The organism is Paenirhodobacter hankyongi, assembly GCF_003664585.1.
In the GTDB taxonomy this organism is placed as follows: domain Bacteria; phylum Pseudomonadota; class Alphaproteobacteria; order Rhodobacterales; family Rhodobacteraceae; genus Rhodobacter; species Rhodobacter hankyongi.
In genome coordinates this window covers 73465-87243 of record NZ_RCHI01000013.1, presented here as the reverse complement: position 1 = coordinate 87243, position 13779 = coordinate 73465, and the positions used below count along the sequence as shown (strand labels likewise).

At 70.5% G+C, this 13779-nt stretch carries 11 protein-coding genes; 6 read left to right on the top strand and 5 right to left on the bottom strand.

Features of this window, described 5'->3' with window-relative positions:
- Positions 1-46 precede the first annotated feature (46 nt).
- Positions 47-805, bottom strand: a complete 759-nt coding sequence (locus DYS74_RS13435; RefSeq protein WP_121534202.1) for an HpcH/HpaI aldolase family protein — start codon at positions 803-805, stop codon at positions 47-49.
- Positions 806-886: 81 nt separating this feature from the next.
- A complete protein-coding gene (locus DYS74_RS13430) occupies positions 887-1585 on the bottom strand; it encodes a response regulator transcription factor (RefSeq protein ID WP_183077533.1) in 699 nt (232 codons plus the stop codon).
- An 89-nt stretch (positions 1586-1674) separates the two neighbouring features.
- Between DYS74_RS13430 and DYS74_RS13425 the strand changes: the two genes are divergently transcribed.
- The 3 genes from DYS74_RS13425 to malQ all read left to right on the top strand — a co-directional run bounded on the left by DYS74_RS13425 (position 1675) and on the right by malQ (position 5574).
- Positions 1675-3294, top strand: coding sequence for an FAD-dependent monooxygenase (locus DYS74_RS13425; protein ID WP_121534200.1), 1620 nt, complete (start codon positions 1675-1677; stop codon positions 3292-3294).
- A 1-nt stretch (position 3295) separates the two neighbouring features.
- On the top strand, positions 3296-3466 hold the full coding sequence (locus DYS74_RS18690; protein WP_183077532.1) for a hypothetical protein: 171 nt from the start codon (positions 3296-3298) through the stop codon (positions 3464-3466).
- Positions 3467-3573: 107 nt separating this feature from the next.
- Positions 3574-5574, top strand: a complete 2001-nt coding sequence (gene malQ / locus DYS74_RS13420) for a 4-alpha-glucanotransferase (RefSeq protein ID WP_121534199.1) — start codon at positions 3574-3576, stop codon at positions 5572-5574.
- A 3-nt stretch (positions 5575-5577) separates the two neighbouring features.
- Here the strand turns inward: malQ and DYS74_RS13415 are convergent, their stop codons facing one another.
- Entirely contained in the window at positions 5578-6543 is a 966-nt protein-coding gene (locus tag DYS74_RS13415) for an XdhC family protein (RefSeq protein ID WP_183077531.1), read from the bottom strand.
- 251 nt (positions 6544-6794) lie between these two features.
- On the opposite strand from DYS74_RS13415, the gene DYS74_RS13410 reads away from it, so the two are divergent.
- The 3 genes from DYS74_RS13410 to DYS74_RS13400 are packed head-to-tail and all read left to right on the top strand — an operon-like array spanning position 6795 to position 10892.
- Positions 6795-8093: a cytochrome c gene (locus DYS74_RS13410; protein WP_121534197.1), complete on the top strand. Its 1299-nt coding sequence runs from the start codon at positions 6795-6797 to the stop codon at positions 8091-8093.
- 14 nt (positions 8094-8107) lie between these two features.
- A complete protein-coding gene (locus tag DYS74_RS13405) occupies positions 8108-8581 on the top strand; it encodes a (2Fe-2S)-binding protein (RefSeq protein ID WP_121534196.1) in 474 nt (157 codons plus the stop codon).
- Entirely contained in the window at positions 8574-10892 is a 2319-nt protein-coding gene (locus DYS74_RS13400) for a xanthine dehydrogenase family protein molybdopterin-binding subunit (protein ID WP_121534195.1), read from the top strand. The genes DYS74_RS13405 and DYS74_RS13400 overlap by 8 nt, the downstream gene beginning before the upstream one ends.
- Before the next feature lie 77 nt (positions 10893-10969).
- Here DYS74_RS13400 and DYS74_RS13395 read toward each other — a convergent pair whose 3' ends face one another.
- Complete coding sequence (locus DYS74_RS13395; protein WP_121534194.1) at positions 10970-12583, bottom strand: FMN-binding glutamate synthase family protein; 1614 nt, start codon at positions 12581-12583, stop codon at positions 10970-10972.
- 157 nt (positions 12584-12740) lie between these two features.
- Positions 12741-13778 (bottom strand): DUF475 domain-containing protein, encoded by a 1038-nt coding sequence (locus DYS74_RS13390; RefSeq protein ID WP_121534193.1) that lies wholly within the window; start codon positions 13776-13778, stop codon positions 12741-12743.
- Position 13779: the final 1 nt, after the last annotated feature.

Here is a 13779-nt window from a genome sequence, read left to right as displayed (position 1 = left end):
CCGCATCGCGTGCCGGGCCCGCCCGCGCGGCAGGCCCGGCCGAAGGTCAGAAGCCCGCGCGCAGGGTCCGCAGCCCGGTGCCGAGCACGCCGACATCGGTGCCGACGGCGAGGAAGGCGACCCCCTGTTCGGCATAGCGCCGCGCCACCGCCGGGTCGGTCGAGAGGATCCCCGCCGCCCGCCCCGCGGCGCGGATGCGCGCGATCGCGTCGCGGATCGCATCCTGCACCTCGGGCGCCGCGCTGTTCGTGCCATGGCCCATGTCGGCCGTCAGATCGGCCGGGCCGATGAAGACCCCGTCCACCCCCTCGACCGTCAGGATCTCGTCAAGCGCGGCAAGGCCCTTGCGATTCTCGACCTGCACCAGCAGGCAGACCTCGTCATTCGCGGTGGCAAGGTAATCACCGATCGCGCCATAGCCGGTGGCGCGGCCGAGCATCGCACCGACGCCGCGCACGCCCGCCGGCGGATAGAGCATCGAGCGCACCGCCTCGCGCGCCTGCTCGGCGCTTTCGACCATCGGCACCAGAATCGTCTGCGCCCCGATGTCGAGCATCTGCTTGATCCGCGCGCGGTCGTCGTCGCGCACCCGCACCACCGGATGGGTGCGCTCGGCCACCGCGCGCAGCTGGTCCATCACGTCGCGCAGCCCGTTCGGCCCGTGCTCGCCGTCGATCACCATCCAGTCGAAACCGCAGTGCGCGGCAAGCTCGGCCACCGAGGCATCGGCCAGCGAGACCCACAGGCCGATCTGCGTCTCGCCGGTCTTCAGCCGGGCCTTGAAGGGGTTGTGCGGTGCGGGCATGGGAGTTCCTCGTCTGGGTCGTTGCGGCGCCACCCTAGCGCGCCCTCGCCCGGAACCGAAGCCCCCTCGCCAGAAGCCCCGTCAGTCCTGCCGGCAGATCGCGAAAAGCGCGCCGCGCGAGGTGATGCCAAGCTTGTCATAGGCACGCTTGCGATAGGTGGCGACGGTGGCGGGCGACAGCGCCAGCTCGGCCGCGATGGTCTCGGCCTTCTTGCCGGCCAGCACGCCCAGACAGACCTCGCGCTCGCGCTCGCTCAGCGCGGTCAGCGCCGGCGGCAGGGCCGAAGGCGCGCGCGCCTCGGCATCGAGCAGCACGAGCCGGCCGACCAGCTCGGCAAGCTCCGCATCGAGCCGCCCGGCCTCGCCCTCGCCATGATAGAAGTTCACGAAGAGCCGCCGGGTCGCGCCCGCGGCCAGCACGCTCAGCTTGCCCGCCAGCCCCGGCCGGGCGAACAGCGCCTCCCAATAGTCGGGGTCGACGCCCGCACTCTCCGCCCCGAGCCCGCGCAGCTGCAGCGATCCGGGGGCGAGCGAGAGAAGCTCGGCCAGCAGCGGATCGCGGCGGAAGGCGCCGTCGAGATACTGCGCCGCCATCGCCTCGCCGACATGACCGGCCGAGTAGTTGCACGACAAGAGGCAGCGCGCCCGCTCGGCGCTGACATCGAAGACCATCACCTGCCGCGCCCCGGTGCGCTGCGCGAGATCGAGGAGCGGCGCCGCACAGCCCGCCTCGCCAAGGGACGCAAGACAGGCCCCGATCAGACCGTAGACACCGCTCATCCGTCCCCTCCTGTCCCCTGCTTTGAAGGACATACCTGCCCGCCCCGGCGCGGTAAACAGGGGCGGGAGACTGTTTCAGGGAGGACGGCATGAGACCCGCAGGCCGCGCGGACACCGCATCGCTTTATTTCACCTATCCGCAATTCGCGGCGCCCGAGGGCGCGGCGCGCGCGGGACTTGCGCGCGACGTGGCCGTCGCCATCGTCGGCGCCGGCCCCGTCGGCATGGTCGCTGCGCTGACGCTCGCCCAGCAGGGCATCGCCTCGGTGCTGATCGAGGCGAAGGACAGCTTCAACGACGGCAGCCGGGCGATCTGCATCGCGCGGCAAAGCTATGCCATCCTCGACAGTCTCGGCGTGGTCGCGCCCTTCCTCGAGAAGTCGCTCGGCTGGACCACGGGGCGCAGCTTCTACCGCGGCCGGCAGATCCTCGAGTTCCACATGCCCGACGGGCCCGAGGAAAAGTTCCGCCCGATGTACAACCTCGAACAGCAGTTCATCGAGGCCTATCTGTGGCAGGCGATCGAGGCCAACCCGCTGATCGAGACGCGCTGGCAAAGCCGGCTCGAGGGCATCGAGATCGACGAGGCCGGTGCGCGACTGACCGTCGCCGACCCCGAGGGAAGCTACAGCTTCCACGCTGACTGGGTTCTGGCCGCCGACGGCGCGCGCAGCGTGGTGCGCAGCCAGCTTGGCCTGCGCCTGCAGGGGCAGAATTTCGAGGGCCGCTATGTCATCGCCGACGTGCAGATGGATCACGACTATCCGACGATCCGCCGCGCGCTGTTCGACCCGGCCTGCCGGCCCGGCGCGACGGTGCTGATCCACCGCCAGCCCGACAACATCTGGCGCATCGACTATCAGCTTGGCGATGACGAGGACCCGGCCGAGGCGGTGCGCGAGGAGGTCGTGCGCGACAGCGTCGCCGCGGTGCTGGCCGAGATCGGTCACACGGGCCCCTGGGAGCTTGAATGGTGGTCGATCTACTCGGCCAACACGCTGGCGCTTGACGACTACCGCAAGGGCCCGGTGATCTTCATCGGCGACAGCGCCCATATCGTGCCGATCTTCGGCGTGCGCGGGCTGAACAACGGCATTGCCGACGCCCATAACATCGGCTGGAAGCTCGGCCATGTGCTGACCGGCAAGGCCGGGGCGGCGCTGATTGACAGCTATACCCCCGAGCGGCGCGGCGCGACGCTCGATGTCTTTGCGAATGCCTCGAAAAGCGCGCGCTTCATGACGCCGCCCACCCGCGGCTGGCAGATCCTGCGCGACGCGGCGCTTGGCCTCGCCCTCACCCACCCCTTCGCGGGCGAACTTGCCAATCCGCGGCAGATGACGCCCTTCACCTATGCCGAAAGCCCCGCGGTGCTGCCCGACGATCCGGGCTTTGCCGCGGGCCCCGCGCCCGGGGCGGCGATGATCGAGGCGCGGGTGGGCGCCGGGTTCCTGTCGGACCGGCTGGCCCGCGGCGGCTTCACGCTGGTCTGCTTCGATCCGGCCCTTGCCCGCGCCGTCGAGGCGCTGCCGGACGCCCCCGCTGTTGCCTGCCTGCCCTGGCCCTCCGCCGCGGCCGACCGGCTTGGCGCCGGGCAAGGGGCTGCCTATCTCGTCCGCCCCGACCTGCATGTCGGTGCACGCTGGCCGGCGGCCACCGCCGAGACGGTGCGCGCCGCGCTTGATACCCTGTGCTTCCGGGAGGTGTGAGATGACCCAGCACGAAATCGAACAGGTCTACGAGGCGCTGGCCGAGGGGATCGACCGCGCCGCCCCCGAGGCGCCCGAGCTCTACCTCGCCCGGGTCTGCCTGCTGCTCGCGCGCGAGCTGCCCTCGGTCGAGGCGGCGCTGGCCGCCATCGCCGCGGCGCAGACGGCCTGAGATGGCAGGAACGGGTGCGCTGCGATGCAGCGCCCCGTTGCCGCCCGCCCGGGGGCCGGCTATGCTCGGGCAAAGGCGCGGCAATTTGGCCGTGCAGCGGAGGACAGATGACCCCGATCGAAGAGATTGCCGCGGCGGCCGGTGTCGCCCGGATCTGGCACGACATCTTCGGATCGGATCAGGTGATCCCCGAGGCACGGCTGGCGCGGATCCTCGCGGCGCTTGGCTACCCGGTGGGCTCGGCGGCCGAGATCGCGCGCAGCCGCGACCAGCTCGCCGGCGAGGCCGCGACGCCCCCCGCGATGATCGTCACCGAGGCCGGGATCGGGACCGCGCTTCCCGCCACGCTGCCGCAGGGTGACATCCCCGCGCTGCTGGTCTGCGAGGACGGCACGAGCCGGCCGATCGCGCTGGCGAATGGCCGCCTCGCCGCGGTGACCGAGCCCGGCTATTACCGGCTGGTTCTCGGCAAGACCGAGCTGACGCTCGCCGTCGCGCCGCCCACCTGCCACGGCATCGACGCCCTCGGCGATCGGCATTTCTGGGGCCCGGCAGTGCAGATCCCGGCCTTGCGCGGCGCCACCCCCACCCCCTTCGGCGGCTTTGGCGAGCTGGCGGATGCCGCGCGCCTCTTTGCCGCGCGCGGGGCCGATGCGATGATGATCAACCCGGTGCATGCGCTCTTTCCCGGGCACGGCGCGGGCTACAGCCCCTATTCGCCCTCGAGCCGGCTGTTCCTGAACACCGCCATGGCGGACCCCGCGCTTCTGGGCCTGCCGCCGCTCGCCGCCGCTCCGGGCGGCGCGTTGATCGACTGGGCCGGCGCCCTGCCCGCGCGCCACGCCGCGCTGCGCGCGCTCTTCGCCACGCTCGACGCCGAGACCCGCGCCCGCATCGCCGCGGACAGCGCCGCCGAGGGGCCCGGCCTGCGCCGCCACGCAATCTTCGACGCGCTCGATACCCGGTTCCGCCCGACGGGCGCGGATGGCTGGCGCGCCTGGCCCGCGGCCTTCCACGACCCCGACGGCGCAGCGGTGGCCGAGTTCGCGCGCGAAGAGGCCGAGGAGGTCGAGTTCCACCTCTTCACCCAATGGCTGGCCCGCGAGGGGCTGTCGGCGGCCCAGGCCGCGGCGCGCCAGGGCGGCATGGCGATCGGACTCATTGCCGACCTGGCCGTCGGCGTGCATGGCGCGGGCAGCGACAGCTGGTCGCTGCGCGGCCAGATGCTTGACGGGCTGACGATCGGCGCGCCGCCCGACCCGCTCGGACCGCAGGGCCAGAACTGGCTGCTGAGCAGCTTCTCGCCGCGGGGCCTGCGCGACAGCGGCTATGCCCCCTTCATCGCGATGCTGCGCGCGACGCTTGCGCGGGCGGGCGGGCTGCGCATCGACCATGCCTTCGGGTTGGCCCGGCTCTGGGTCGTGCCCGACGGGCAAAGCTCGGCCGAGGGCGCCTATCTGAGCTATCCGTTCGAGGACATGCTGCGGCTCGCCGCCCTTGAAAGCCACCGCGCTCAGGCGCTGATCGTGGCCGAGGATCTGGGCACCAAGCCCTTCGGCTTCACCGAGGCGATCGAGGCGAAGAAGATGCTCGGCATGCGCGTGCTGTGGTTCGAGCGGGCAGGCGATCAGGGCTTCATCGGGCCGCAGGATTACGCGCCGATGAGCCTGGCGATGACCGGCACGCATGACACGGCGACGGTGGCGGGCTGGTGGACCGGGCGCGACCTCGACTGGGCGGAGAAGCTGCACCGCTTCGGCCCCGGGGAAAGCCGCGCCGATGCCGACGCGCATCGCGCCTGGGACCGCGGCCGGCTGTGGGGCACGATCGGCGCGGGCGCGCCCTGCCCGGCGGTCGACGACCCGGCGCCGGTGGTGCGTGCCGCCCTGCGCCACCTTGGCCACACCGCTTCGCGCCTTGCGCTGGCGCCGCTCGAGGATCTGCTGGCGCTGCGCGAACAGCCGAACCTTCCGGGCACGATCGACGACCACCCGAACTGGCGCCGCCGCCTTGACGCGCCGCTGGCCGAGCTGCTCGATGACCCGACGACGGCCGAGCGGATCGAGACCCTCGCCACCGCCCGCACCGAGGCCTTCCCGGGGCATTAGACCTCAGCCGGCGACCACCGCCTCGGCCAGAACCTCGGCCAGCACCGAGGCGGCAAGGGTGCGCGCGTCGCGGGTCGAGGGGATCACCCCGATCGGGCCGCGCAGCCGGGCAAGATCGGCCTCGGCCACCCCCGCCGCGCGCAACCGTGCGAGCCGGTTTTCCGCCGTGCGCCGGCTGCCCTGCGCCCCGACATAGAAGGCGCGGCTTGCCAGCAGGTGGCGCAGGATCGCGGGCTCCCAGTCGTGATCGTGGAAGAACAGCACCCCGGCGGTGAAGGCATCAAGCGGCACCTGCGCGACAGCCGAGGGCTGCGGCAGGTGCACGACCGTGGCGCCGCGGCCGTCGAGCGGGGCGAGCGTCTCGGTATCGGGCGAGGCGAGCACCGTTTCATAGCCCGCCCCGGCGACCATGCGCGCGAAGGCCACGGCCTCGGGCCCCTTGCCGAAGACGGCAAAGCGCGGATCGGGGAGCACGCGCAACACAAGTTCGGCCTGCGGATCGGCGCCGAGGCTCAGCCCGGCCCCGGACACGGCCAGCGAGAATGGCGCGCGCGCCGCCAGCCGCGCCCGCAGATCGGCCAGCACATCGGCCGAGGGCGCCGGCAGCACGAGGATGTCGAGCCCGCCGCCGCAGGGCAGCGTCAGGTCGATGAAGGGCGAGCCCGCGCCATAGCGCAGCCGCCGCGCAACGCCCTCGCCCGCCACGGCTTTCGCATGTTCGGCAATGTCGGCGTCGATGCAGCCCGAGGACAGCGTGCCCGCCACCGCGCCCGCGCGGCCAAGTGCCATCGTCGCGCCGACCGGGCGATAGGACGGCCCCTCGGTGCGCAGGATCAGGGCAAGGGCCGACGGATCCGCAAGCGCCGCAAGCGGCAGGTCACTCGCCCGGATCGTCGCCCGCGCCGGGCCCTTCCCCGTCTCGGCTCCCGGCATCGCGGCGGCACCCCGCCGCAGGTCCTGTTGCTGCATCGTCATTTCCCCGTCTGGGCACCCCGATCCGGCACAGATGGGCCCGGGCCCCGTCTGCGACCATAGGACGCGGCGCGAGGGCCCGTCCAGCCTGTCTCGGGAATGAGACAGTCGCTCCCGCAAAGCCAGGCGGGTGCAGGGCTTTTCCGGTCCGCCTCGATTGACGCGGGGGGCCGTTGCGCTATTTGGTCGCAGGTCATCCGGGCCTCTTGCCCGGATTTTCCGCACAAAGACCAAGGATTGATGCCCTGATGCTTAAATCCACGCTCTCCATTCTGGCAGGTGCCGGCGTTCTCGCCCTCGCCGGTTTCGGGATCTACGCGTATCACTCGCCCTATGCCGTCGAGCCGCCCTCGGCCCGCCCGGCGTTCGACCCGGCCCAGGTGGAACAGGGACGCATCCTCGCCGCCGCGGGCTATTGCGCCACATGCCACACCGCGGCCGGCGGCGCGCCCTATGCCGGCAACTTCCCGGTGACCACCGATTTCGGCACCATCTATGCCTCGAATATCACGCCCGACCCGGAAACGGGGATTGGCAATTGGTCGAAGGCCGCGTTCCGCCGTGCCATGCACGAGGGCGTCGACCGCGAGGGCCGCCACCTGTTCCCGGCCTTCCCCTTCGACCACTTCACCAAGATGACCGACGCCGATGTCGATGCGGTCTATGCCTATCTGATGACCGCGGTCGCCCCGGTCAAGGAAGCGACGCAGGCGCCGACCATCCCCTTCCCGCTGAACCAGCGGATCCTGCAGGCGGGCTGGAAGCTGCTCTTCGTCGATTTCGGCCGCTACACCGACGATCCGACGAAATCGGCCGAGTGGAACCGCGGCGCCTATCTGGTCGAGGGCGTCACCCATTGCGGCGCCTGCCACACGCCGCGCAACAAGGTCGGTGCCGAGGAGAAGAGCGCGCGCTTTGCCGGCGCGACGATCGACGCCTGGAGCGCGCCCGCACTGACCGCCGCGAACCCCTCGGCGGTGCCGTGGACGGCCGCGGACTTCACCCGCTACCTCTCGACCGGCGCGGGGGTCTATCATGGCATCGCCGCGGGCCCGATGGCGCCGGTGGTGCATGCCGGCCTGCGCGAGCTGCCGGCAAGCGACCTGACGGCGATCGGCGTCTATCTGGGCGATGTCGTCGGCGCGCCCGAGGCGGACCCGGCCGCCAGCCCCGCGGTGCAGGCAAGCCTGGCCGCCGGCCGCCCCGATCCCGCCTGGCGCGCCGATGAGGGCGAACGGCTTTACGCCACCGCCTGCGCCGCCTGCCACTACAACGCCGAAAGCATCGTCGCCGAACGGCCCGAGCTGGGCATCAACTCCTCCACCCGGCTCGACGATCCGTCGAACCTGATCCATGTGATCCTCGACGGGGTGTCCTCGGCCGAGGGCACGCCCGGGGTGGTGATGCCGGCCTTCCGCGACGCGCTTTCCGACCAGCAGATCGCCGCGATCGCCGCCTATCTGCGCGACAAGCGTGCCGACCTCGCCCCCTGGACCGACCTCGAGACGCGCGTGGCGCAGATCCGGGCGCACCAGGGGACGCATTGACGAGGACAGATGAGATGATCGAATTCAGCATCAACGGACGCGCCGTGCGCGTCGACGTCGATCCCGATACCCCGCTGCTGTGGGTGATCCGCGACGAGGTCGGGCTGACCGGCACGAAATTCGGCTGCGGCATCGGCATGTGCGGTGCCTGCACCGTGCATGTGGGCGGGCGCGCGACGCGCTCGTGCATCACCCCGGTCTCGGACGTGGCCGGGGCCGAGATCACCACGATCGAGGGGCTCGACCCGGCGGGCGAGCACCCGCTGCAGCAGGCCTGGCGCGAGCTGAAGGTGCCGCAGTGCGGCTACTGCCAGTCGGGCCAGATCATGCAGGCCGCGGCCTTCCTCAAGGACATCCCGAACCCGACGGATGCCGATATCGACGCGGTGATGACCGGCAACCTGTGCCGCTGCATGACCTACAACCGGATCCGCGAGGCGGTGCGCGAGGCCGCGGCCGCGATGCGGGGGGAGAAGACCAATGGCTGACACCCTGCGTTTCCCGCCCAACAAGCGCGCCCTGCCCGACCTGAGCCGGCGCGGCTTCCTCGTGTCGCTGTGCGCCGCGGGCGCCGTCTTCGGCTTCCCGAAACAGGGCGCCGCGGCGATGGACCCGGCCGCGCCGGGCGGCCTGCCGCCCGAGGCCGCAGGCGCAAGCTACGAGCCCGCGATCTGGTACTGGATCGACAGCAAGGGCATCGTCAACGTCAACATCATCCGCGCCGAGATGGGCCAGCATGTGGGCACCGCCATCGCCCGGATCCTTGCCGACGAGCTCGGCGCGAACTGGGATGACGTGCGCATCACCCATGTCGACACCGATCCGAAATGGGGCCTGATGGTCACCGGCGGCAGCTGGTCGGTGTGGCAAAGCTGGCCGGTCTATCGCCAGGCAGGCGCCGCGGGGCGCATCGCGCTCGCCGAGAAGGCCGCCGCGCTCTGGGGCGTCGATGTCGCGACCGTCACCGTGGCGAACGGCACCGTCACCGCGCCCGGCCATTCGGCGGGCTTCGGCGAGCTGGTGGCCGCGGGCATCACCCGCGCCTTCACCGAGGACGAGCTGAAGGCGCTGCCGCTCAAGCCCGCCCCCGAGCTGACGCTGGTCGGCAAGGACGTCACCGCGCTCGACATCGCCAACAAGACCACCGGCGCCACGATCTATGGCATCGACGCGCAGGTCGAGGGCATGGTCCATGCCGTGCCGCTGATGCCGCCGACCCGCTATGGCTCGGTCATCACCGCAATCGACGACAGCGCGGCGAAATCGGTGAAGGGCTATCAGCAGACGCTGACGCTCGAGGACCCGTCCGAGACCGTGCAGGGCTGGGCGATGGTCATCGCCGACAGCCACTGGGCCGCGGTCAAGGCCGCGAAGGCGATCAAGGTCACCTGGACCGCGGGCCCGGCGGCCACCGTCGACGAGGCGCAGATCCAGGATTACGGCCGCAAGCTGATCGCGGACGAGAGCACTGGCGCGATCCTCGACACCGGCAACAGCGATGTCGATCCGGTCTTCGCCAAGGCGGCGGATGTGTTCGAGGCGGAATACACCACCGCCTCGGTGCTGCACTTCCAGCTTGAACCGCTGAACGCGCTCGCCTTCCGCAACGCCGAAGGCGTGTGGGAGATCCACTCGGGCAACCAGTGGCAATCGCTCGCCCTGCCCTGGCTGCAGACCGCGCTTGGCGTCGGCGACGGCGAGGTGGTGATGCGCAGCTACATGCTGGGCGGCGGCTTCGGCCGGCGGCTGAACGGCGACTATGCCGTGCCGGTGGCGCTCGCCTCGAAGATGCTCGACGGCAAGCCGGTGAAGATGGTGATGTCGCGCGAGGCGGACGCCGCCTTCGACAGCCTGCGCGCGCCCTCGGTGCAGCACCTGAAGATGGCCTTCGACGCCGACAAGGCGGTGATCGCGATGGACAGCGCGGTGACCGCGGGCTGGCCGACGAAGGTGATGATCCCGGGCTTCATGCCGAAGGGCACCAATGGCGAGCCCTACGATCCCTTCGCGGCCGATGGCATCGACCACTGGTATGACGTCGGGGCACAACGCGCCCGCGCGATCTCGAACGACCTTGCCGAAAGCACCTTCCGGCCGGGCTGGCTGCGCTCGGTCTCGCCGGGCTGGATCAACTTCGCGGTCGAAAGCTTCATGGACGAGGCCGCGCGCCACATCGGCGCCGACCCGCTGGCGTTCCGGCTCGACCATTTCCGCGCCACCGGCCGCAATGCCGGCGAGGCGCCGAACGCGACCGGCGGCGCGACGCGGCAGGCGAATGTGCTGCGCCGGGTAGCGGAGCTGTCGGGCTATGGCAAGGGCGGGCTGCCCGACGACACCGCGATCGGCATCGCCACCACCTATGGCCAGTCGCGCTCGATGCCGACCTGGGTCGGCGGCGCGGCGCAGGTGCATGTCGACCGCGCCTCGGGCCGGGTCGAGGTGCAGAAGATCTGGCTGGTCGTCGATTGCGGCACCGTGGTCGACCCCGACGGCGCCAAGGCGCAATGCGAGGGCGCGGCGCTGTGGGGCCTGTCGATGGCGCTCTTCGAGGGCACCGAGATCGCCGCGGGCCTGCCGCGCGATCGCAATCTCGACAGCTACACGCCGTTGCGGATGATCGACACGCCCGAGGTGGTGGTCGAGTTCGTCGAAAGCACCGAGGTGCCGACCGGGCTCGGCGAGCCCGGCACCACCGTCGTCGCCCCGGCGATCGCCAATGCGATCTTCGAGGCGGTCGGCGTGCGGATGCGGCATCTGCCGATCACCCCCGCCGAGGTGCTTGCGGCGCTCGCGGGCTGACCCCGGTCCAGGGCCACGGAAACCGAAAGGGCGCGCCGATGGCGCGCCCTTTTCCTGTCCGGGATCGCGGCGGTGGATCACACGCCGCTGTCGAAGGGCTCGAAGGCCTCGGGCCGGGCGCGGCGCCAGCGTTTCAGATAGCCGAAGCGGTCATCATCCTCGCGCAGCAGGAAGCCCTCGGGCATGTAGGGATAGACCTCGTCGCCCACCACCATGTTGCGGTCCTTCTCGCGCATCATCAGGTGATGCGGCAGGAAGCCGCCCGGATGGTCGAGCCCGGCCGCGCCGGTCATCTCGGCCAGCGCCTTCAGCGTGTTGCGGTGGAAATTCGCCACCCGCTCGGCCTTGTCGGGCACCACGAGCGCCCGCGAGCGCGACTTGTCCTGCGTCGCCACGCCCACCGGGCAGCGGTTGGTGTGGCACGACTGCGCCTGGATGCAGCCGATCGCGAACATGAAACCGCGCGCCGAATTCGCCCAGTCGGCGCCAAGCGCCAGCGCCTTGGCGATGTCGAAGGCCGAGATCAGCTTGCCCGAAGCGCCGATCTTCACCCGCTCGCGCAGGCCCGCGCCGCGCAGGGTGTTGTGCACGAAGGTCAGCCCCTCGACCAGCGGCATCCCCATGTGGTTCGAGAATTCGAGCGGCGCCGCCCCGGTGCCGCCCTCCTTGCCGTCGACGACGATGAAGTCGGGGGTGATGCCGGTCTCGAGCATCGCCTTGACGATGCACATGAATTCGCGCCGGTGCCCGACGCAGAGCTTGAAGCCCACGGGCTTGCCCTTCGACAGCTCGCGCAGCTGGCGGATGAAGGCCATCATCTCGAGCGGCGTCGAGAAGGCCGAATGCGAGGCCGGCGAGATGCAGTCGACGCCCATCGGCACATCGCGCGCCTCGGCGATCTCGGGGGTGATCTTCGCCGCCGGCAGCATGCCGCCATGGCCGGGCTTGGCGCCCTGGCTCAGCTTGATCTCGATCATCTTCACCTGCGGGTCGGCGGCCTGACGCGCGAATTTCTCGGGGTTGAAGGAGCCATCGTGATTGCGGCAGCCGAAATAGCCCGAGCCGAGTTCATAGATCAGATCGCCGCCGCCCGCGCGGTGATAGCGCGAGATCCCGCCCTCGCCGGTGTCATGGGCAAAGCCGCCCGCCTTCGCGCCGCGGTTCAGCGCCTCGATCGCGTTCGAGGAGAGCGCACCGAAGCTCATCGCCGAGATGTTGTAGATCGAGGCGGAATAGGGCTGCGCACAATCCGGCCCGCCGATCGTCACGCGGAAATCGGTGTCGGCGATGTGGCGCGGCCGGATCGAATGGGTCAGCCACTGATAACCCGAGCCATAGACCTGGATCTTGGTGCCGAAGGGGCGCGCATCCTCGACGTTCTTCGCGCGCTGATAGACGATCGAGCGTTCCTCGCGCGAGAAGGGTTCCTCGTCGGAATCGCTCTCGATCAGGTATTGCCGGATCTCGGGACGGATCTCCTCGAAGAGGAAGCGCAGATGCCCGATCACCGGGTAGTTGCGCAGGATCGAGTGTTTCGTCTGGATGATGTCGCGCACGCCCATCACCGCGAGCGCCCCGAACACCAGCACCCCAAGCCAGAACCAGGCGGAATGCGCCAGTCCGAAAAGGCTTGCGACACACAGGATGACGCACAGCGCCAGCGGCAGGTAGCGCTTGTAGAGCTTGCCCATGGGATCTCCTCGGTTTCCGGCGGGCGGGCGGCCCGGCGGATTCGTCCTCGGCCCGGACTGTGGCCTGCCCCCGTGTCGGTGTCGAGCCGCGCGATGGCCAGCGGGTGGCGGAATCTGCCGTTGCGGCAACCCCGGCTTGCCAGGACGGCAGGCGCGCTCAGGCCGCTTCGTGGTGGCGGCGGAAGCGCAGCGAGGAGAAGAAGGCCAGCCCGATCAGCGCCGCACCCAGAAGGCCGGTGATGACCTCGGGCACATGCATCATCGTCTGCAGGAACATGATGAGGCTGAGGATCAGGATCGACCAGAAGGCACCGTGTTCGAGATAGCGGAACTCGGCCAGGGTGTTCTTCTCGACCAGCATGATCGTCATCGAGCGCACGTAAAGCGCACCGATGCCAAGGCCGATGGCGATCAGGAACAGGTTCTGGGTCAGCGCGAAGGCGCCGATCACCCCGTCGAAGCTGAACGAGGCATCGAGCACCTCGAGATAGAGGAAGGCGCCAAAGCCCGCCCGCGCTGTGTCGGCGGCGAGCGAAGCGCGGTCGAGCACCTGGCCGAGCACCTCGACGGCGAGAAAGGTCAGGAGCCCCGCCACCGCGGCAAAGAGGAAGTTGCCCTCGGTGCGCGGCGGCAGCAGCCACACGAAGAGCAGCACCACCGCCAGCACGAAGCCGATCTCGAGCCCGCGGATCGAGGCGCAGGCACGCAGCCGGCGCTCGAGCGCGGCGATCCAGTCGATCTCCTTGCCCTCGTCGATGAAATAGGTCAGCGCCACCATCATCAGGAACGCGCCGCCGAAGGCCGCGATCGAGACATGGGCCGAGCCGACGATGCGGGCGTATTCGGCGGGGCGCGTGGCGGCGAGATCGAGCGCCTGGAGCGGGCCGATGCCGGCGGCGATCACCACGATCAGCAGCGGGAACAGGATGCGCATGCCGAAGACGGCGATGATGATGCCCCAGGTCAGGAAGCGGTGCTGCCAGGCGGGGCTCATGTCCTTCAGCCGGTTCGCGTTGACGATCGCGTTGTCGAAGGAGAGCGAGACCTCGAGCACCGCCAGCACGGCGGCGATCAGCAGGAACGAAAGCGCGCCCGCCGCGCTGTGCGAATAGCCCCAGCCCAGCCAGAAGGCGAGCGCGAGCCCCACCCCCGTCAGCACAAAGGCCCACCGGAAGTAATGATACAGGTCGCGCATG